The following is a 20,320-nucleotide window of genomic DNA, read 5'->3' as shown; positions in this document are numbered from 1 at the left end:
GAATAAAAGGAATTATGGTATATTTTTCTAAAAGGAGGAATTTCATATGGAAAATAACCCAGCTGGCTTTTGGGTACGATTAGGTGCCTTGATCTTGGATGGACTCTTTATTAACCTAATTGCGTGGTTACTTGGTTTTATGTTCATCACGTCTTGGCAAAACGGCATAACTGAAATCATTCAATTTCTTTATTTACTCGTAGTGCCAATCGTCTGGTACGGTTATACAATTGGAAAACGTGCGTTTACTATTCGAATCATTCATATGGATGGCAGCAACGTGCGCCTTTGGACAATGATTAAGCGGAATGTAGTCGGTGGTCTCATTTATGTTCTTCCAATTTTTCTACCAGTCATTTATCTTGCTCTTACTTTAGATACGAGAATTTGGGCCGTTTTCTCTTTTCAGACGGAGGACTTTACAGAAGCAACCCTATCAAATGCTGACGTAACGCTCTTAACGGCAGGCTTACTCTTATCTTTCGCATTATTGCTTGTTAGTGCGTTTATGGTTGGTGTCTCAAAATCTAGGCGTTCACTTCACGATTTAATTGCCGGTACCTACGTCACAAGAGATACACCCAACGAAACAGAAATGGTTTATCGAGAGAAGATCTAGTCAAGTTGACAGTTCCTCCAACCCATGCTAACTTATTCAATGATAAAGGCGACATAACTATGGGCGTTATGTTAGCGAATTGGCAAATGTTTGCTTGAATGCAGGGCCTCCCGATCGATGGGGAGGTCCTGTTTTTTTTGAGGAGGAATGGTTTTTTGGACAAAAGAATTTACTTATTAACAACGTTAACATTTATTGTTGGTCTAGTTGAGTTAATTGTTGGTGGTATTTTGCCATTAATAGCAGGCGATCTCAACATTTCTCTCGGTCAAGCAGGCTTATTAATTTCTGCTTTCTCTCTTAGTTTTGCGATTGCAGGGCCGCTTTTATTGTCATTGACAGCAAAAGTGGAACGGAAAAAGTTAATTATGATTGTTCTCTTACTATTTATTTTTTCAAACGGTATTGCGGTTTTTAGTACTAGCTTAACGGTTTTATTGGTATCCAGGGTTTTATCTGCCTCAGGGGCTGCACTTCTCGTTTCTTTATGTTTAACGATCGCTTCACAGATAAGCTCGGAGGCAAACCGCTCTAGAGCAATTGGAACAGTTTTAATGGGCGTCAGTGCCTCGCTCGTGCTTGGCGTGCCGTTAGGTCTTTTTCTCGGCAATGAATGGGGCTGGCGTGCGCCTTTTATCTTTATTGTCATCGTAACCTTTATTTTAATGATTTTAATCCATTTTACATTAACCAAAATTGAGCCCAGACCATACGTACCCTTAAGAACCCAGCTACGTGCGTTAGGTCAGCCAAAAATATTTTTAGTACATTCCGTCTCCATTCTATTTTTTATTGGACACTTAACCCTTTATGGTTATTTAACACCTTTTCTTCAATCTACTTTACAGATCGAAGGGAATACAATAAGCATAATGTACTTGTTGTTCGGACTTGCAGCCATTTGTGGAAGTTGGTTCGGCGGATTTGCATCCGATCGTTTCGGAAATCGAAAAACGATGATGATTGCGTTGGCATTCTTTTCGCTTGTTCTCTTTTTGATTCCTCTCTTTACACATAATGGTATATGGTTAATCCCGTTATTGATGCTTTGGAATTTCTTAAGCTGGACCATTACACCAGCCATTCAGGGACATTTAGTGGCTTCTGCTCCAAAAACGTCAGACATCCAGCAAAGCATTAACAATTCTGCCACGCACGTTGGGATGGCGATTGGCTCGGTTGTTGGCGGTATCACAATTGATCAGTTTATCGTTGAAATGAATGCGACCATAGGTGGTGCATTCGCCACCCTTGCTTTGATTGTCGTTATTATTGCATTGAAACTAAAATAAAAAGGAGAGGCGATCATCTGACAATATGACCGCCTCTCTCTTTCGATTATTCACTTACTTTTACAAGCTGCTTGCCGATATTTTCTCCTTTGAACAAGCCTAAAAATGCGTCCGGTACTTTTTCAATGCCTTCATGTATGGTTTCTTCGAATTTCAGTTCACCATCTTGTACAAATTGAGATAAATTTACATAGGCTTCTTTGAAATCTTTTTGAAAATCACCAACGAGAAAGCCTTGCATTTTCACTCGAGATTTAACGAGAAAACCTTGTACACGACGGCCAATATCCTCTTCACCTTGTTCTAAATTGTAAGCTGAAATCGCCCCACATACTGGAACACGAGAAAAAGTATTAAGGAGCGGCCAAACTTGATCAGAAATCTCTCCACCAACATTTTCAAAATAGACATCAATACCGTCTGGACAAGCTTTTTCTAAAGCTTCACCCACTTGTTCTTCCTTATAGTTCACTGCTTCATCAAACCCAAGGGAGCGTAAATAGTCGGCTTTTTCTTTCGAACCAACAATTCCGACAACCCGTGCACCTTTACGTTTTGCTAGTTGACCTGCAATTGATCCGACTGCCCCAGCTGCACCGGAAATGACTACGGTCTCTCCTTCTTTCGGTTCACCGATATGGTACATTCCAAAATACGCTGTAAGACCTGGCATCCCAAGTACACCTAAAGCGGTAGACATTGGTGCTCCGTGTAAATTCAATTTACGAACATTGTTAGCAGAGACCGTATTATACTCCTGCCAATCGAGAGAACCGGTTACAACATCACCGATTGCTAAGTCGTTCGACTTTGTTTCAACTACTTCTGCTACAATGCCCCCATTCAGCGGCTCCCCTACTTGAAATGGTTCCACATACGATTTTGCATCGTTCATTCGACCACGCATATAAGGATCCACTGATAAGTAACGCGTTTTCACGACTACTTCTCCGTTATTCGGTTGCTGAACATCAACCTCTTTATAATCAAAGGTTTCTTGGTTTGGCCATCCATCTGGACGTTCGCGTAACTGGATTTGTTGTTGTTTCATGAAAACATTCCTCCCTCAATTTGAACTCACTCGTTCTATTCCTCAATGAGTGGTTGATTAAACGGAAAAATGTTAAAGCTGTTTACAATCAATGGTTCGGTTCACCCTTATGTTGCATTTCCTCTAAATCGGCCTCTCCTTCTGATAAAACAGGAAATACTTGATTAGCAAAAAAGGTTCCACCAGACACATCTTTTACATTACTAACAACGATAAACGCATTGCTGTCAATATCGTTAATCAGCTTACGAAGGTGTATAACACGATGATTATTCACAACTACGTACAAAATCTTTTGCTCTTGACTTGCATACACACCTGAACCATTAATATACGTTGCACTTGATGACAAATCTTGTGTAACCCTTCGTGCGATCTCTTCATTTTGGGTCGAAATGATTTGAAAGGCTTTTTTTGCATTAAACCCGTTTAAGACGTAATCGGTAGCTAGTTTCCCAACAAATAAAGCAATGATTGTGTAGAGCGTATTAAGTACACCAATAATGAAGACACCACTTAGAACAACAATTAAATCTAAAATAAACGTAACGAGCACAACGTCCCAACCAAATATTCGTTTTAAAATGAGCGCAACTGTTGATGAGCCCCCAAAAGACCCTCCGGAATGTAGAATTAAACCAAATGCACTTCCCATAAAAAGACCAAAAAAAATACCCCCAACAAGTGGGTCTCCTAACGGCTGGCCAAGATCTTCTGTTAAAAATGTAAAGAGAGAGAGCAACGGTGTCGCAATCGCTGTCTTAATCACGACTTGCCTTGAAAGATATTTCATGCTGATTAACGTAATGATAATGAAAGAAATAAAAACAACAAGCGAAGGCGGAATATCTAGAGAAAAATATAGTAGGAGCGAAATTCCTACGAAACCACCGTCTGCAATTTCATTCGGCATGGCAAAAAGCGTGATGCTTAATGCCGCTAACATTGTGCCAAGTATTAACAGAACCATGTTTTTCATGCCACTAACCTCCTTATAATTTTGTAGGTCAGGACATTTTGCCATAAATTCTTCTATACGTATACATTTTTTTGACATTATTTATTAATTTATTAAATCTTATGTGGACTTAATATGTTTCAGCCCCTACTGTTTTTTAGTCTGAACAGAAAAAAGAGCTTTTCCATAGGAAGAGCTCTTAGTAGGTTATAGATTCAGTTGACGAGTTCCAATGGCTTTAACCATTTCAGGGTCTCTATGTGAGAAAAACAGACTCTCTTTTCGATCTAATGAAGCAATTTGTTTCATGTCTTCCGTGCTTAATTCAAAGTCGAAAATAGTGAAATTCTCAACGATCCTTTCTTTATGAATCGATTTTGGAATAGCCACAACTCCTCTTTGAATGAGCCAACGTAAAGCGACTTGAGCCGTTGTTTTTTTGTGTTTTTGTGCAATCATCGCTAGTGTTTGATTCTGAAAGAAATGATTTTTTCCTTCCGCAAAAGGTCCCCAAGATTGAATTTGGACTTGGTTTTCACTCATAAAATGAGCAGGATCAACTTGCTGATGAAAGACATGTGTTTCAACTTGATTCACTGTAGGTACGACTTTATTATGAACGATTAAATCGATTAAGCGATCTGATTGAAAATTGCTAACGCCAATCGCTTTAATTTTGCCTTCTATATATAGCTCTTCCATTGCTCGCCAAGAACCATGAACATCGCCAAATGGCTGGTGAATTAAATACAAGTCCAAATAGTCTAATTGAAGTCGTTCAAGAGATCTTGCGAATGCTTGTTTTGTTTTTTCATAACCTGTGTCTTGTACCCATAATTTCGTTGTAATAAAAAGTTCCTCTCTTGGTACGTTACTTTGTTTAAGTGCTCGGCCTACTGCTTGTTCATTCAAATAAGAGGCAGCAGTGTCAAACAGTCTATAACCTGTCCGTAATGCATCACGAACAGCTTTTTCACATACATTTTCATCAGTCATTTGGAAAACGCCGAATCCAAGTATTGGCATCTTCACACCATTGTTTAGCGTTATTGTTTTCATACTATTCCCTCCATTATGCTAGTTATATAGAACGAGTATAACGGAAGTGTTCGGAGATTCTTTACCTATTCTTATTGAAATATTGCCTAATTCTCTCAATTTAATTGAATGTGTCAACTTCCCCCTCTTGCATAAACTGCTTTGGTGACTGACCGACATACTTTTTAAAGACTTGGCTGAAATATTTGTAATCACTAAACCCAGTTTGTTCAGCCACTTCGTATATAAGACTCGTTTCATTTTGGAGTTTTTCGACCGCTTTTAAAAGACGATACCTGGTTAACAGCTCGTTAAAACTATAACCTGTCACTTGTTTGATTTTTGCGTTTATGCTAACTGTTGAAAGCCCAATCGCTTCGCTTACCATAGCAAGGGTGACCTTTTGATGATAGTGTTCCTTAATATAGCCAATCGCAGCAGCAGTATAGGTAGCAGGCTGTTCCCATTCTGCTTTTAAATGGAGAACATGAAGCGCCGTTTTTGATCGGTTGACTTGATGTTTTTCATGAATACGCGTCACTAGTTCTTGGAGTGATTGTTCCAGTTCTCCTAGATCAACAGGTTTAAGCATATAATTATGGACGCCTAGTCGGATTGCTTGCTGGGCGTAGGCAAATTCGCTATAACCAGAAAGAATAATCGCTTCATAGTGATAGCTGGATTTCGTCTCTTGCAACATTTCTACTCCATCTTTAAAGGGCATCCGAATATCTGTAATAACAATGTGAGGTTGAGTGTCCCGAATTAATTGACAGCCTTCTTCCCCACTTTCGGCGGTTCCGACCACCACACAATCATTCTTAAACCAGTCCACTCGATAAAGCAGTCCCTTTAATAGAATGGGCTCGTCTTCTACAATAACAACTTTTAACATATCCCTCTCTCCTTAAATGGTAGTGTTATAGACACAGTGGTCCCCTTCTCGAGTGTGGATTCCATATGTAATCCATAAGAGTGTCCGTATAAAAGTGTAATTAATTGATGAACAGTGTGGAGACCTGTTTGCTCTTGTGCTTCATTTTCTCCACTATAAATTGCTCTTATTTCATTAAGCTCATGCGCTGAAATTCCGAGGCCATTGTCAAACAACGTTATGAACAACTTGTTCCCTTTTCTTCTAACCGTAAGTTGGATAAACAGTTTGCTCACTTGATTAATATTGTGTTTCACTGCATTCTCAATTAATGGCTGTAGAAGCAATTTCGGAATACGCGCATCCGTCAATAATTCTTCATTCACATCAATTTGGTAGTCAAGCCGCTTCCCATACCTCATCTTCTGTAAGGAGAAATAATCCTCTAAATAAGTAATGTCTTCTTTAAGTGTCACGATCGTTTGGCCAAAATTTGCGTTGTAGCGCATCAGTTTTGCCGTTTTCACAACCATATCTGAGGCACTTTCTGGATCGGTGTGTATCTCATATTTAATCATCTCGAGCACATTGAACAAAAAGTGGGGATTAAACTTTGCTTCCAGATGCTTCATCTCACTTATTCTCTTCTTTTCCAAAATAGTTTCGTTTTCAACCATAAGTCGTTCTACTTCCGAGACTCGACTTTTGTATTCTTCATAGATGGTTTGGACTTCTTCATATTGATGATCTGCCTGAAAAAATGGCTGATCCTTTTTTGCTTGCATGAATGCCACCAAACGATCAAATGGTTGTAGCGAAGATGTAATAATTTTTGGAGTGACAAACCAAACCATTAATAGAATGACAAAGCTACTGATTAGGATGGAAGCAATCCCATAAAACAATAAAAACCAGTAAATGGTAATAGGCGTTAATGTGATGATTTTAAGACCTAGTTGCGTTAAAACCGTCTCTTTTAGATAGAAATCTTCTCCTTCATGGCGAACCCATTTTCCATTCAACGGCATATTTAGCTTTCCTAAAGAAGTCACGCCAAAATCTTGATTTGTAAACACAACATTCTCATTTGAATCAATGACGTACGTATAAGGTCGATTAGCGAATGATAGTTGTTCTAAAAAGAATAGCGCATAGCCATTAATCTCGTCATTTTCGATGACAGGAGAAGCAATGACATATGACACATGATCATTCTGATTTCTTATTTGTTGATTTAACCGCTGACCAAACATCCCTTGTTCGTTACTTTTTTGAATGAGGTTGTTTAACACGATACTTCGCCTGACTTCGTCTTCCATTCCATCATAGAAACTTGTAGCGACGAGGGTTTCATTCTTATCAAGTAAAACAAACTCTGCATATAGGTCTTCGTTATTCCGAAAATCATACAACTTCTCATATACTTCTCGACTGTAATCGCCGGTTTGAAGGAATGCATGAATCGTGTCGTTCTCCACTAGTTCTGCTACTCCTTGATAATACGACGTAAAGCCGGTATCTAGTTGATCGATAAGCTCTTCATGACTACGATTACTGGGATCCACAATGGAATTTTGAAAACTGACAGCAAGGGATAGCCCGTAAACAATAAAAATGAAGATGAGGACACCGATCGCGTACATGAAAAAAGAGCGCTGGATTTCGTCTTTTAATTTCTTTATTTTCATAGATCGCTCCTTCCCACAGCTAGAATGAAAAGATGACTGCCTTCTGTTGAAAGCAGTCGTTGATTTTACTAAAGATTCATCTCTTTTTTTCCAGTTAATTTAAAGAATAATAGGAGAGACAAGATTGATGTTACCGTTAAAATGGCCGAATAAGCAGATGCATTGCCGAAATTTCCTCGGATCACCTCTGAGTAAATAGATACAGCAAGCGTTTGTGTATTGCTTGAATACAAAATAATGGATGCACTTAATTCACCGAGAATGGTAATCCAGCTCATAATGGCTCCAGCCAGTACACCAGGCATCATCATCGGCACAACCACTTTAAAAAACGTTCGCTTTTCGGAAGCCCCGAGGCTAATCGCTGCTTCTTCCATACTCGGGCTAATTTGGCTAATAATTGCTGTACTTGATCGAATTGTATAAGGCATGCGTCGAATGACAAACGCAAGCACCATAATGAATGCTGTCCCTGTCCAGAAAAACGGCGCATCGTTGAAGGCGAAGACAAGCGCAATTCCGAGAACGGAACCGGGAATGACAAACGGGAGCATCGAAATCGTGTCGAGTGTAGACGTAATCGCATTTCGCTTTCGTACAGTTAAATACGAAATAAAGATGCCAATGATCACAATGATGATGATCGCAAAAAATCCTAGCTTATACGTATTTAGAATCATTGATAGATCCCGATTAAACAGGATCGTTTCGTAGTTTTGGAGCGAGAATCGTCCGGTATATACTTGACCACCTGTTGTTTCAAGAAAGGACGTGTAGATGACAACTAGTTGCGGTAAAATGGACAACAGCGCGATGACATAAACGATGCTGTGGCTTAGAACATGTTTTATTCCAAACGAACGCTTCACTTCCATTGGTTTAAGCGCAGACATGGAATAGGCATACTGCCTTGATATAATCCGTTGCACTAAAAACAAGGCAATGGTGACAATAATGAAAATTGCTGCGATTGCCGCTGCAAACCCAGCATCCCCGCCCACTTCACTCATAAATTGTGTGTAGATTAATACTGGAATCGTTCGGTAGCCTTCACCAATTAACATCGGCGTACCAAAATCTGCAATGACGCGCATAAACACAAGGAGCGCACTCGCTAAAAGCGTTGGCGTAATCAACGGCACCACGATTTTCATCATGCGCTGCATTCCAGAATACCCTAGGCTCTCTGCTGCTTCAATCAGCGAATTGTCCACATTTTTCAAAGCGCCTGAAATATAAATAAAAATTAATGGAAAGGATTGTAGCGTCAATACGAGTACAATTCCTGCGAATCCGTAGATTCCGTCATAATTCATGCCAAATGTATCATTGATAAACGACGTAACGACGCCACCACGACCAAGCAATTGAATCCACGCATAAGCCCCGATAAAAGGCGGTGAAATATACGAGACAATAATTAAAATTTGAATGGCTTTGCTGCCAAAGATCTTCACTCTCCTAAGAATATACGCCAAAGGCAAGCCAATCATAACCGCCAAAAAGGTCGCAACAACCGTAACTTTTATGCTATTCCATAATGTCACCCAGTAAAATTTACGATCGAAGAAATGCGCGAAATACTGGAGAGAAAAGCTACTTGTCTCCGCATCATATACACTTTTATTTAATACAAGAATGACCGGGAATAAGATAAATAAAGCGAAAAATAGTAAAATGAATAACGTGATTAGATTCCAGCCGTTAAAAATTTTGCGAAACATGTTACTCACCTGCCTTTATTAGCGTCTCTTCACTAGACTGATGAAACACATTAATTAGCGCAGGTTTTACTTTTAGCTGCACCGACGTCCCTTCTGGAATAATGGCATGGTCTTCGATATTTTGAACAACTTCAACGGATTCACCAGAATTAAGGGTGACGAAATAATGGGTGTTAATTCCTAAAAACATCGTTTTGTTTACAACTCCAGAGATGCTACTCGTGTCAGTTGTGACAATAAATTCTTGCGGCCGGACAGAAACCAACACTTCTTCCCCATCTATTACTGATTCAACTAGGTTAGGGAGCTTTTCTTTATACGTATCGTTGAATGAAAGAAAGTGGTCATCGCCTTGTTTCGTTATGGTTCCTTTAATAATTGTTGAGGTGCCTATAAATTGAGCGACAAACAATGTCCGTGGTCGCAGATAAATCGCTTCCGGCTTTCCAATTTGCTCAATGACTCCTTTATTCATCACTGCAATTCGATCGGAAATCGCAAGTGCTTCCTCTTGATCATGTGTGACATAGACTGTTGTGATTCCTACTTCTTGCTGAATGTCTTTTATTGCGTTCCGCATTTCCACGCGTAGTTTTGCATCCAGATTCGATAAAGGTTCATCCATCAATAACACTTTCGGATTAATGACTAAAGCTCGTGCGAGGGCAACGCGTTGCTGTTGACCACCTGACAGTTTATCTGGCTTTTTCGCTTGATGTTCTTCAATTCGTACAACTTTCATCATTTCTTTAATCCGCTTGCTCATTGATTGTTTATCTTGGTTTTGCGCTTTTAAACCAAATGCAATATTGTCGGCAACCGTCATATGAGGGAAAATCGCATAGTTTTGAAACACCATGCCCATTTTCCGCTTATTGACGGGAATATGATTAATGACCTCATTATCAAGCTTGATGGAACCGCCTTCAATCGAATTAAATCCAATAATCATCCGCAATAATGTGGTCTTCCCACATCCAGAAGGACCAAGTAATGTAAAAAGTTCTCCTTTCTTTATATCAACGGATAAACCATCTATAACGGTCTGGTTTTCATATTTTTTTACGACTTGATCAATATGAATGGCAACGCTCATTACTTTCATCCCCTTTAATAGAAAAATAGATATGCAGAGCTTCCTTTCCCCTGCATATCTTGTTTGCTAATTCATCGATTGCTCAAGCACATCCACATAGCGAGCTGTAATATCATCGGTGTGCTCAATGATGTATTCTTCGTCGTACTCTTCAAATAAATGAATCTCATCTTGTGGCGTCATATAGTCCGCCACTTCAATTCCTTCCCGGAGCGGTCGAACCGTTAGTTCCATCCCCGTTCGGCTTTGCACTACTTCCGACAACACATAGTCAATGAATTTCTTTGCTCCTTCTAAATTATCGGTCCCTTTAATAATTTGAACCGATTGTCCTGGGTACACCACTCCCTCTGTTGGAAAGACTACATCAACCGCAGCCCCACTTTGCATATAATGAATAACAGGATCTTCCCAGGTAAGTCCGACTGTGTACTCACCATCTGCTACACCTCTATGGACTTGACCAGAACTCCCTTGAACTTTGCCATCTAAGTTTTCTAGAAACGCTTCTACAAATGTCCAAGCCTCTTCAGCCATAGGGTCACCATCCCCAGCTGCGTATAAGATTGCCACTAAAGATTGAAAAGCAGAGCTTGAATTAACTGGATCTCCAAACGCAATTCGCCCTTTTAACTCAGGATTTAGTAGATCTTCAAAACTTTCCATTTGAATATCGCCAATCAAATCTGTATTGACGATAAATACCGTCGGATCTGAAAAAGCAGGGGAGAAAAACCCTGTTGTATTTTTAAAACCTTCCATCATGAATTCATCTTCTGGCGACACATATTCCTCAAAAAGATCGGTTTTATCGTGAAGCATCGTCACATCAGCTGCCCATAAAATATCCCCTTGCGGATTATTCCGTTCCGACTCCACACGAGTCACCACTTCACCCGTTCCTGCCGAGATCGTTTGCACTTTAATACCGGTTTCCTCTTCAAAACTTGGAATAACCGCCTCATTTAAATTTTCACTTCTAGTCGTATAAATGACGAGTTCCCCTTCTCCTGACCCAGAGCTCGAATTGTTACACCCAGCCAATACAGCACACGCGCAAAGAAGTACCCCACTTAATTTAAGCGCTTTCAAAAAATCCCCTCCTCTTATTCCTAGCTCTATCCTATCTCAGCATGAGGCATGCGTTAATCCTAAAATGACTAAAATATATCCAAAATTAATAAGCTTGTCCTTAAAAGAAAAAACAGCTACATCAAAGTAACTGTTTTGATCGTCTTATACAAAATTTCCTTTTACCATCATCTCCGTCGTCATGACTTTTGCAAACTCCCCCTCTAATGTAGCTAGCGATACCTCGTGAACCGTACTTGCGTCATAGTAGCGGTTGGTATGCCCCGTTAGCCCAAAAGCAGCTGTTGCGTCTTCCACCACATATGTATCAAAACCTAGATTCGCACTCATTCTTGCCGTCGTTGATACGCAATACGGAGTTGTTAAACCTGTCACAACAACGGTTGTCACGCCATGCCCTGTCAATAACTTTTCTAAATCCGTTTGAATAAAACTACTATTAACTCGTTTTTCAATATGAAAATCACGAGGATCTTGATGAAGGCTAGATTTTAATTGTTGACTCCTGCTCCCTTTATAGAACAATGAAGTTGGGTTGTCTGACACGTGCGTAATCATCACCACCATATGCCCGTTCGCCCGCCATGTTTTTAACAGTTTATTAATGTTCGCTTCGGCATCTAAATTATTACGCTCTCCCCAATTTGGATCGTTAAAAGCCTCTTGAACATCGATAACGAAAAGTGCCTTTTTGTTTGAACTTCTTTTACAAAGCGATCCGTTACAATTTGGACAAACGCCTTTCATTAAATCTGTACAAACCTTGCAAAACGTGCAGCCGTGAACACAACTACACCATTCGTTCTGGATAAATTTCTTACACTCGAGACATTGATTCATTCCCTTATCCCCCTACCTATTTTGTACTATCTTAATGGAAATTGCGCTATAACCGAATACGTTTTATTCGTCAATTCTGACTTTTTACCTTAAAATAAAAGGATAAAATTTGAGTCACTTTCATAATCTGAAATTGTTGCGAAAAAGATGGTCGATCTATCTAAAGTGGCGAACGCTTTCCCCGGGCACGGTCTCAGCCATTTCCGTGTAAAATCTCGCTCCAATGTCTTCAAACTCGTGCTGTTCCCGAGGGAGTCGTCGCCATTTAATTAGACGAATGTTTAAAACAATATTGCTGTTATTATTCGTAAATATGACTATTACTACCTGTTATGAAATTCAATCGTTTATAAACAATTTAAGTTTGAAGGAGATCTGAAAATGGATGAAATCAATCGCAACATTTTAACGTTACTTCAAGAAGATGGCCGAATGTCCATGACCGAATTAGGGAAAAAAATTTCTTTATCAATACCAGCTGTTACAGAAAGAGTCAAGCGCTTAGAAGAAAGCGGCGTGATTGAAGGCTATGGCGCCAAAATCAATGCGATAAAACTCAACAAATCTGTGAAAGCATTCATGCTAGTAAAAACACATAAATGCAAACAGTTTAGAGCATTTTGCAAAGACACCCCTATCGTGATTGAGTGTCATAGACTCACTGGTGAGTACAGCTACTTAGTCAAAATTGTCACAGAGACCAATGAACAATTAGAACAGCTTATAGATGCTGTCATGGAATACGGCGAGCCTTACACAATGATGAACTTATCATCTCCTGTCTTGAATAAGACGATTTAACATTAAGAATCCCCTTGAACTTAACGTAAACGTCAACAATATGCTTAAATCATGTAGGAGGTAACATCAATTGAATACCATCAGCAAAATTGACGTTCCGTATGCATCGCAGTTTCTACAGATCGTATAAAAATAATTCAAAAACCGTTGTTTTCTTTCATAGATTTCCTCTATAGACCGTATTCCTTTATAAAGGAGAGGATTTAAATGACGGACATGCAAGCTGCAAATGAACAGACAGATGTTGAATTAAAGACGATCGTGCACACTCACATACAAACAGGCTATACACCTTTTTTAAAAACGGACGGCAAGAAATTGCGAAACGAGTTTGGTACTGGTGATGAAGTTATTTTGCGTGGAACGAATGCAGGCGGTTGGCTTGTCATGGAAAATTGGATGTCACCAACAAATGCACCGGATCAAAAAACAGCACTTGATACGCTCACATCTCGGTTTGGAAAAGGAACTGCTTGGGAACTTGTGAACCTTTTTCAAGATTCGTACTGGCAAGAAAGCGATTTTGACCGCATTAAGGATGAAGGTATGAATGTCATTCGCCTTCCCTTTACTTATTTTGAAATGTTGAACGATGACGGGAGTTTAAAAGCAACTGCTTTTGACCGAATAGACTGGTTTGTAAAAGAAGCAGAGTTACGTTCTCTGTACGTCATCTTAGATTTACACGGTGCACCTGGATCCCAAAACGGCAAAGATCATTCTGGCGATACGCGATACCCAGACGTGGGAAATTTATATGGAAACGCCAAGAATATGGAGCGAACGGTCTTTTTATGGGAGCGCATTGCAGAACGGTATAAAGATCACCCCTGGGTCGCAGGATATGACTTGCTTAATGAGCCTGGTGGCGCGAGTGGAAAAGAACAGTTTGATTTTTATGATCGCCTTTATCGAGCGATTCGAAAAAAAGATCCAGATCATATCATCATTATTGAAGCGATTTGGGACCCGATGGACCTTCCTCACCCCGATTTGTACGGGTGGGAAAACGTTGTGTATTCCTACCATTTTTACGGCTGGGACGATATCGACAATCTTGATTATCAAAAGAAGTTTGTGGATTCAAAAGTAACTATGGTGAATGAGATGACAAATTATCCTGTCCCTCTGTTTGTTGGCGAATTTACGTTGTTTAACAATTTACAGAGTTGGGATTATGCACTACGTGTGTATGAAGAGCATGGATGGAGTTATACGACATGGACGTATAAAGTAACAGGTCAAGGAAGTAGCTGGGGCATGTACACTGGAAACCCATCGGAAGTGGATATTTATTCTGACAGTGAAGCAGACATTAGAAGAAAATGGGCTACTGCTGAAACGGAAACAAGTTTCACTCGAAATGATGCGATTGTCGATGTGATTCAAAGCTATACAAAACGTCCATAGGACATAGAAAAGGCAGGGACGAAACGTTGAGTTCTTCTTAAAAGAAAAAGCAGAGTCCATCGCTTTCCATGAACACGGGTTCTCCTTACGTTACTTTAGATGAAAAACGAAAAGACGAACAATCCAGAATTTGGATCTTCGTCTTTTCATTCTAGTCATATCCTTCCGTCCCTGACTTTCTTAATTAGTTTTTACGAATCTTATTCATTTCATCGGCGACAAACTGAACTTGAGTGCCAACGACTACTTGGATATTGTGATCGGACACAACGTTAATGCCTGGTACACCCGTTTGTTTAATTTTTGCTTGATCGACTTTCTCCATATCCTTCACTTCCAGTCGTAAACGTGTGACACAATTATCGATCGTGACGACATTGTCATCACCACCTAAAGCTTGATAAATCGTGCTCGCCATCATTGCCATCTTGTTTGATTCATCCGTTTCTATAGGTTCTTCAGACATGTCCAAGCCCTCTCCTTCAGGCTCACGACCTGGGGTCATTAAATTAAATCTCACAATTAAGAATCGGAATAACACATAGTAGACTGCGCCGAAAATGACACCTTGGACGAGTAGCATGTAAGGCTGATTCGCCATCTCAAGGGGAAAACCTAAGAAGAAATCAAGCAGTCCAGCACTAAAGGAAAATCCTGCTGTCCACTGGAAAAACGCTGCAATGGCGAGAGACAGTCCAGTTAAGACTGCATGAACAACAAACAAGAGCGGTGCAACAAACATAAACGCAAATTCAATTGGCTCTGTTACCCCTGTTAAAAATGCCGCAAAACCTGCCGCTAACATTAGGGAACCAATTTGTTTCTTTTTGCTTGCATGCGCGGTATGGTACATCGCCAAGGCCGCCGCTGGCACACCAAACATCATAATTGGAAAGAAGCCTGCTTGATAACGTCCGGTGATGCCTACTTCTCCCTCTCCATCCCAATAGTTTCCGATATCATTTATTCCTGCGACATCAAACCAAAAGACAGAGTTTAACGCGTGATGGAGTCCTGTCGGAATAAGTAAACGGTTGAAAAAGCCATACAATCCAGCCCCTATAAAGTCGAGCTGACTAATCCACATTCCAAACGTGACAAGACCGTTATACACATAAGGCCAAATGAAAAAGAAGAGTGCTGATAACGCCATCATCATTGCCGCCGTTACAATTGGCACAAGCCGTTTTCCACTAAAAAATGCTAACGCCGCCGGTAGCTGCACGTGACTAAAGCGGTTGTACATAATTGAGGCAACAACACCGGATAAAATCCCAATAAATTGGTTGGTAATGACGTCAAATGCTGGGTTCACATCGTCCACTGCAATCTGCGTCAGTTCTGCGACCGATTCAACAGATAATACCTCCGTAATGACGAGAAAGGCAACGAGCCCACTTAAAGCTGCTGCTCCGTCTTTATCTTTAGACAAACCGAGGGCCACACCGAGCGCAAATAACATGCCCATATTGCCTATAATTGATTCTCCAGCAGCAATCATAAAAGCTGCAACAGCGGTGTCTTCCCCCCAAGGAAATTGGCTAATCCACGCCCCAACACCAAGAAGAACAGCGGCGGCTGGAAGCACAGCAACTGGAAGCATCAACGAACGTCCGAGCCGCTGTAAATAATTCATCATCTTCATTCACTCCTTTGTCCCATTTTTTATAAAAAAAAGACATAAAAAACCCAAACAACAGCTAGCGTTCATCGGAATGAAATCTAGTTGCTATTTGGGTTATGCCTGTTTTACCAGTAACACGCCAAACTCGTTATAAAATTAATCGATTAATATGAAGCGTTAAATAAATTTTTTCATTCTGCGTGATATCCCAACTATAGTGCTTATTTAGGATACGAGCAATCTTATTCGCACATCCAAATGCTTTCTGATACTTTGCTTTAATCATTTCAACAAGGTCATCATCCATATCATTTTGATCTAGTTTCTCCCCATGTATTTGGCGCAATAAAAAGTAGCGCAAGTGGGTGAGAAGGCGCAAATAATTTAGCGACTGTTCATTTAATTCCAGCTCATAATGGTACTCAATGACCGTAATCACTTGGTTAATCGCCTCGGTCATTTTCATTGTTTCTGAAAGCTGTGCAGAACGCCCTTGAGCGTTTACAAAATGATACGTTAAAAAGGTTTCTTCGCTTTTCGGCAAAATGATATCAGATGTATCATACACGACGCGAATGGCTTCAACGGCCGCTTGGTGTTCTTTTGGATAAAGCTTTTGCAGCTCCCAACGATTTGTATGCGGATAGTCTACGTTTTCATGAACCCGCTTGACCGCATGATGGACATGATCTGCCAGTGCTAAAAACAATTGTTGATTCAGTGTTGCACCAATCACCGCTTCAGCTGTTTGAATCATTTTTTCCGTTGTCTCAAAGATTGAGATGGGAATCTCTTCAATCATGTCGACAAAAGGACGTCGTGAAGCAGCAATGAATTTCTTCTTTATTTTTTCTTCATTAATTAAAGATCCTTTTTCTTTGCCAAAGCCTACACCGTTTCCAAGAACGACCCACTCTGTTCCAGAAGCATCTTCAACCAATGCAACATTATTATTAAACGACTTAATGAGGTTCATAGCGCGTCCCCTCCGGAAAATCCAAAACCTAGAACTAATGCCTAATCGCGTTAGTAACACCTTCTAATGAGGTCATTATAGTACATACTACACAGGGCGTAAATGTTTATTTCTAGGTTCATGTAGAAAAAGATCGAACAGATTCATCTTTCATCATTCGATACAACCGTTTTCGGCAGCATGAGAATATTCGGGTTTTGCAGGTCGCGCCATAGATTCGGTCAACATCCCCTGCTCCGTTGCTTCGAATCGGCTGGGGAATGTGGCGGTTTTCATTCGCTTGATTGTCCATAGGTCTCCTCCCTAATCCCTTAAAGATGGTTTCTTCATGTCTATTCAGAAAATGAGAGATTGCATGTGCGGAAAGAATAATGGATGAACAACGCTTCTCTTTTTCACCTTCCATTAAAAAAAGATTTTCAATCGAGCGTTTTTTTGTTATGCTACCTTCTTGTGTATGACTTGGCCATTTTTTCGTCATGCTACAAACTGACAAAAGAATTTGGCTTTTATTTTAAGTTAGAATCTGCCTCAACGATGACGTTGAGCAAGTCTGTTTTTAATTTCTATTTAGGGGTGTGCACGCATCAATGACTAAACCGAATCCATGGGCATTAACCCCCTTTCTCATTTTCTTGAGTTTATTTATCGGGGCAGGAATCGTAACCGGGGATTTTTATGCGTTTCCGGTTATTGTCGCCATTGTAATCGCGAGTGCGTTTGCGCTTGCAATGAACCGACAAGAATCTTTTTCAAAAAAAATTGATCATTTTAGTAAAGGCGCCGGGCATCCAAATGTCATGCTGATGGTGCTGATCTTCTTATTAGCTGGCGCCTTTTCTGGCATAACAAATGCCATGGGTGCCGTGGATTCCACTGTTCAGCTTGCGCTAGCAGTCGTTCCTCAAGACTTACTTGCTGTTGGTTTGTTTGTCATCGCTTGTTTTATTTCGTTAGCGATGGGAACATCGGTCGGGACGATTGTCGCATTAGCACCAATCGGCGTTGGCATTAGCGAGATCACAGATATTCCTACAGCGTTAATCATCGCCGCCATTATTGGAGGAGCCATGTTCGGCGACAACCTTTCGTTCATTTCTGACACCACCATTACAGCAGTTCGTTCCCAAGGTGCACAAATGAAGGACAAGTTTAAAGTGAATTTTTGGATTGTCTTACCAGCTACAATTATTACGTGCATTCTCTTATGGACATTAACTTCCGGCGAAAGCGCGCCAATTGAATACACGAGCTTCAGCTGGTATAAAATCGTGCCATATTTGTTGGTTATTGTTTTTGCGATTGCCGGAATGAACGTCTTTATTGTTCTGGCTCTCGGGATTGTGTTGGCAGGAATTATCGGCTTAGCAGATGGGAGCTTTCAACTGTTGCAACTCTTGCAAAGCATCGGTGAAGGTATGGAAGGCATGTACGAAATGGCGTTCCTCGCTATTCTCATCGCTGGAATGATGGAACTGATTCGGTTAAACGGAGGCATTGAATTTCTACTTCAACTCGTCACAAAACGAGTGAAATCGAGAAAAAGCGCAGAATTTGGGATTGCCGGTCTAGTTGGCCTTACGAATCTCTCAACTGCAAATAACACAATCGCCATTATGATTACTGGGCCACTTGCCAAAAATATTGCCAATCAATATGAGATCGAACCTAGGAAATCCGCAAGTGTACTAGATCTATTTTCATGCACTGTCCAAGGACTGATTCCATATGGCGCTCAGCTCTTAATTGCCGCAGGTGTGGCAGGCATTTCACCAGTTAGCATTGTTCCCTATTCCTTCTATCCAATGCTCATCGCCATATGCGGAAGTGTTGCGATTTTAATTGGTTATCCGAAAAAGAAAGAAAAGAGTAGACCGTAAAGAGCTGCACCCCAGCTGTTAGAGTGAACATCTAGCAGTTTGGGTGTTTTCTTATGGCAAAACATATGGATGAGCTAGCAAAATTCTCCACCAGTTGTTGGTTCACCAAGGGTGAGGATTCTAAATAAAAAAAACACGCAGGATTCAGATCATGTTTGTACACAAGAATCAGCCACAACATCGCATTCTTAACCTTTTAGTGGTTTGGAAATTACCAGACATTAAGAATCGTTATCTCTAAAATTTTTCGTTTGCTTATAAAAAAATTATAAAAAAGATGTCTATTGAAAGCACTCAATAGACACCATTCTTTATCTTGAAACATGCTTAAAGAAAGTCGATCTCTCACAATAAAAACATTACCTATTCATGTAGCTTGAGATAACTCACTTCAACGGAATCCATATCTCCGCATAAGAATCTTCTTTCATCACATCTTCATCTACATAGACTTCAAGCTCAGGAGTGCCCGCGTGCTCGTAGGGATTCGATGGAAACCATTCTGAGAAGATTTCTTTCCACACTTTTTGAATCGCGCTTGGAGCTGGTCCATGTACTTCAAATACGCCCCACGTCGATGCTGGTAAAATAAGCTTCTCGAACTCATCTGATTCACTCGCAGAGGACTCTGCCGCAATCCAATATTCTACCTTTTCTAGACTTGTATTCACTTGATGGTCTACGCATACACCCATCAAGGCTTTGATTTCTCCGTCGTTTAACTGAGCCAAGCTTGCGATCGTTCCATCCTTTGCAGCTTGATCCCACATCTTTGGTATTTCTCTCGTATTCTCATCGTTCTTAAGTGAGAATGTCCTCCTTGTTCCAATTACTTGAAATTCGTCTCGTTCTACTACCCGATAACGCATTGGATTTGCTCCCTTCAATTGTACGTGCACGACAAGCCGATTGTACGCACTTACTTTGCCAAACCCTTTCCGAATAGCACTTGGTGTAACCCCGTGTTGCTTACGGAAGGATTTCGTAAATGCTTCTGGAGTTTCGTACTGGTATTTGTACGCAAGATCAATGATTTTCAGATCTGAACGGACCAATTCTTGTGCCGCCAGTGTTAAGCGCCGTTTGCGTAAGTAATCACCAACAGACATATCCGTTAACACGGCAAACAACCGTTGAAAATGAAACGGAGACACATTGGCTTGTTTCGCTATCTCGCCGATTGTGAGCGGCTCACATAAATGCGTCTCCATATAGTCAATCGTTTCTTGCAATACATCAATCATTGCCATACCCTCAACTCCTTAGCTTTATCTTAAAGGGATTCCTAAACATAATCTGGTCTATTTGTGCGCGGTTGTAACTGACTTTCATACAGATTTATTATACCGTAATGCCA

Annotated in this window: 18 protein-coding genes; 5 read left to right on the top strand and 13 right to left on the bottom strand. The window is 40.4% G+C overall.

Going from position 1 to position 20,320, the window contains the following annotated elements; translation table 11 throughout:
- Positions 1-46 precede the first annotated feature (46 nt).
- Together ABC361_RS09310 and ABC361_RS09305 are read left to right on the top strand one after the other, a co-directional pair.
- Positions 47-619 (top strand): RDD family protein, encoded by a 573-nt coding sequence (locus ABC361_RS09310; RefSeq protein ID WP_413073723.1) that lies wholly within the window; start codon positions 47-49, stop codon positions 617-619.
- Between the two features lie 155 nt (positions 620-774).
- Positions 775-1,911, top strand: a complete 1,137-nt coding sequence (locus ABC361_RS09305) for an MFS transporter (protein WP_413073722.1) — start codon at positions 775-777, stop codon at positions 1,909-1,911.
- Positions 1,912-1,957: 46 nt separating this feature from the next.
- On the opposite strand, the gene ABC361_RS09300 is transcribed toward ABC361_RS09305, so the two are convergent.
- The 9 genes from ABC361_RS09300 to ABC361_RS09260 all read right to left on the bottom strand — a co-directional run bounded on the left by ABC361_RS09300 (position 1,958) and on the right by ABC361_RS09260 (position 12,272).
- Positions 1,958-2,962, bottom strand: a complete 1,005-nt coding sequence (locus ABC361_RS09300) for an NADP-dependent oxidoreductase (protein WP_413073721.1) — start codon at positions 2,960-2,962, stop codon at positions 1,958-1,960.
- 88 nt (positions 2,963-3,050) lie between these two features.
- Positions 3,051-3,941 (bottom strand): YitT family protein, encoded by an 891-nt coding sequence (locus ABC361_RS09295; RefSeq protein ID WP_413073720.1) that lies wholly within the window; start codon positions 3,939-3,941, stop codon positions 3,051-3,053.
- A gap of 186 nt (positions 3,942-4,127) precedes the next feature.
- Entirely contained in the window at positions 4,128-4,979 is an 852-nt protein-coding gene (locus tag ABC361_RS09290; RefSeq protein ID WP_413073719.1) for an aldo/keto reductase, read from the bottom strand.
- A 100-nt stretch (positions 4,980-5,079) separates the two neighbouring features.
- Positions 5,080-5,853 carry a response regulator transcription factor gene (locus tag ABC361_RS09285; RefSeq protein ID WP_413073718.1) on the bottom strand — a complete coding sequence of 258 codons (774 nt, stop codon included), beginning with the start codon at positions 5,851-5,853 and terminating at the stop codon, positions 5,080-5,082.
- Entirely contained in the window at positions 5,847-7,520 is a 1,674-nt protein-coding gene (locus tag ABC361_RS09280; RefSeq protein ID WP_413073717.1) for a sensor histidine kinase, read from the bottom strand. The genes ABC361_RS09285 and ABC361_RS09280 overlap by 7 nt, the downstream gene beginning before the upstream one ends.
- A 68-nt stretch (positions 7,521-7,588) precedes the next feature.
- Positions 7,589-9,244 carry an ABC transporter permease gene (locus ABC361_RS09275; RefSeq protein WP_413073716.1) on the bottom strand — a complete coding sequence of 552 codons (1,656 nt, stop codon included), beginning with the start codon at positions 9,242-9,244 and terminating at the stop codon, positions 7,589-7,591.
- 1 nt (position 9,245) lies between these two features.
- Positions 9,246-10,340: an ABC transporter ATP-binding protein gene (locus ABC361_RS09270; protein WP_413073715.1), complete on the bottom strand. Its 1,095-nt coding sequence runs from the start codon at positions 10,338-10,340 to the stop codon at positions 9,246-9,248.
- Between the two features lie 66 nt (positions 10,341-10,406).
- The gene (locus tag ABC361_RS09265) at positions 10,407-11,432 is read right to left on the bottom strand and encodes an extracellular solute-binding protein (RefSeq protein ID WP_413073714.1); all 1,026 of its coding nucleotides are present in this window, start codon (positions 11,430-11,432) and stop codon (positions 10,407-10,409) included.
- Positions 11,433-11,576: 144 nt separating this feature from the next.
- Positions 11,577-12,272, bottom strand: coding sequence for an isochorismatase family protein (locus ABC361_RS09260; RefSeq protein ID WP_413073713.1), 696 nt, complete (start codon positions 12,270-12,272; stop codon positions 11,577-11,579).
- 381 nt (positions 12,273-12,653) lie between these two features.
- On the opposite strand from ABC361_RS09260, the gene ABC361_RS09255 reads away from it, so the two are divergent.
- Together ABC361_RS09255 and ABC361_RS09250 are read left to right on the top strand one after the other, a co-directional pair.
- Positions 12,654-13,073 (top strand): Lrp/AsnC family transcriptional regulator, encoded by a 420-nt coding sequence (locus ABC361_RS09255; protein ID WP_413073712.1) that lies wholly within the window; start codon positions 12,654-12,656, stop codon positions 13,071-13,073.
- A 207-nt stretch (positions 13,074-13,280) separates the two neighbouring features.
- Positions 13,281-14,483, top strand: coding sequence for a glycoside hydrolase family 5 protein (locus ABC361_RS09250; RefSeq protein ID WP_413073711.1), 1,203 nt, complete (start codon positions 13,281-13,283; stop codon positions 14,481-14,483).
- Between the two features lie 184 nt (positions 14,484-14,667).
- Here ABC361_RS09250 and nagE read toward each other — a convergent pair whose 3' ends face one another.
- The 3 genes from nagE to ABC361_RS09235 all read right to left on the bottom strand — a co-directional run bounded on the left by nagE (position 14,668) and on the right by ABC361_RS09235 (position 17,375).
- Positions 14,668-16,122 (bottom strand): N-acetylglucosamine-specific PTS transporter subunit IIBC, encoded by a 1,455-nt coding sequence (nagE, locus tag ABC361_RS09245; protein ID WP_413073710.1) that lies wholly within the window; start codon positions 16,120-16,122, stop codon positions 14,668-14,670.
- A gap of 133 nt (positions 16,123-16,255) precedes the next feature.
- On the bottom strand, positions 16,256-17,083 hold the full coding sequence (locus ABC361_RS09240; RefSeq protein ID WP_413073709.1) for a PRD domain-containing protein: 828 nt from the start codon (positions 17,081-17,083) through the stop codon (positions 16,256-16,258).
- A gap of 118 nt (positions 17,084-17,201) precedes the next feature.
- The gene (locus tag ABC361_RS09235) at positions 17,202-17,375 is read right to left on the bottom strand and encodes a hypothetical protein (RefSeq protein ID WP_413073708.1); all 174 of its coding nucleotides are present in this window, start codon (positions 17,373-17,375) and stop codon (positions 17,202-17,204) included.
- Between the two features lie 298 nt (positions 17,376-17,673).
- Between ABC361_RS09235 and ABC361_RS09230 the strand changes: the two genes are divergently transcribed.
- Positions 17,674-18,963, top strand: coding sequence for a Na+/H+ antiporter NhaC family protein (locus ABC361_RS09230; RefSeq protein ID WP_413073707.1), 1,290 nt, complete (start codon positions 17,674-17,676; stop codon positions 18,961-18,963).
- Positions 18,964-19,349: 386 nt separating this feature from the next.
- Here ABC361_RS09230 and ABC361_RS09225 read toward each other — a convergent pair whose 3' ends face one another.
- The gene (locus ABC361_RS09225) at positions 19,350-20,213 is read right to left on the bottom strand and encodes an AraC family transcriptional regulator (RefSeq protein ID WP_413073706.1); all 864 of its coding nucleotides are present in this window, start codon (positions 20,211-20,213) and stop codon (positions 19,350-19,352) included.
- Positions 20,214-20,320: the final 107 nt, after the last annotated feature.

The organism is Shouchella phoenicis, from assembly GCF_047238345.1.
Classification (GTDB): domain Bacteria; phylum Bacillota; class Bacilli; order Bacillales; family Bacillaceae_D; genus Shouchella.
Note: the sequence above shows the minus strand (reverse complement) of the source record. Positions and strands in the feature narration are given on the sequence as shown.

Bases quoted from the DNA above. Each gene is read 5' to 3' on its own strand.
- ABC361_RS09310 (WP_413073723.1), top strand. From the start codon at position 47: ATGGAAAATAACCCAGCTGGCTTTTGGGTACGATTAGGTGCCTTGATC.
- ABC361_RS09300 (WP_413073721.1), bottom strand. From the start codon at position 2,962: ATGAAACAACAACAAATCCAGTTACGCGAACGTCCAGATGGATGGCCA.
- ABC361_RS09295 (WP_413073720.1), bottom strand. From the start codon at position 3,941: ATGAAAAACATGGTTCTGTTAATACTTGGCACAATGTTAGCGGCATTA.
- ABC361_RS09290 (WP_413073719.1), bottom strand. From the start codon at position 4,979: ATGAAAACAATAACGCTAAACAATGGTGTGAAGATGCCAATACTTGGA.
- ABC361_RS09285 (WP_413073718.1), bottom strand. From the start codon at position 5,853: ATGTTAAAAGTTGTTATTGTAGAAGACGAGCCCATTCTATTAAAGGGA.
- ABC361_RS09280 (WP_413073717.1), bottom strand. From the start codon at position 7,520: ATGAAAATAAAGAAATTAAAAGACGAAATCCAGCGCTCTTTTTTCATG.
- ABC361_RS09275 (WP_413073716.1), bottom strand. From the start codon at position 9,244: ATGTTTCGCAAAATTTTTAACGGCTGGAATCTAATCACGTTATTCATT.
- ABC361_RS09270 (WP_413073715.1), bottom strand. From the start codon at position 10,340: ATGAGCGTTGCCATTCATATTGATCAAGTCGTAAAAAAATATGAAAAC.
- ABC361_RS09260 (WP_413073713.1), bottom strand. From the start codon at position 12,272: ATGAATCAATGTCTCGAGTGTAAGAAATTTATCCAGAACGAATGGTGT.
- ABC361_RS09255 (WP_413073712.1), top strand. From the start codon at position 12,654: ATGGATGAAATCAATCGCAACATTTTAACGTTACTTCAAGAAGATGGC.
- ABC361_RS09250 (WP_413073711.1), top strand. From the start codon at position 13,281: ATGACGGACATGCAAGCTGCAAATGAACAGACAGATGTTGAATTAAAG.
- nagE (WP_413073710.1), bottom strand. From the start codon at position 16,122: ATGATGAATTATTTACAGCGGCTCGGACGTTCGTTGATGCTTCCAGTT.
- ABC361_RS09240 (WP_413073709.1), bottom strand. From the start codon at position 17,083: ATGAACCTCATTAAGTCGTTTAATAATAATGTTGCATTGGTTGAAGAT.
- ABC361_RS09235 (WP_413073708.1), bottom strand. From the start codon at position 17,375: ATGGACAATCAAGCGAATGAAAACCGCCACATTCCCCAGCCGATTCGA.
- ABC361_RS09230 (WP_413073707.1), top strand. From the start codon at position 17,674: ATGACTAAACCGAATCCATGGGCATTAACCCCCTTTCTCATTTTCTTG.
- ABC361_RS09225 (WP_413073706.1), bottom strand. From the start codon at position 20,213: ATGGCAATGATTGATGTATTGCAAGAAACGATTGACTATATGGAGACG.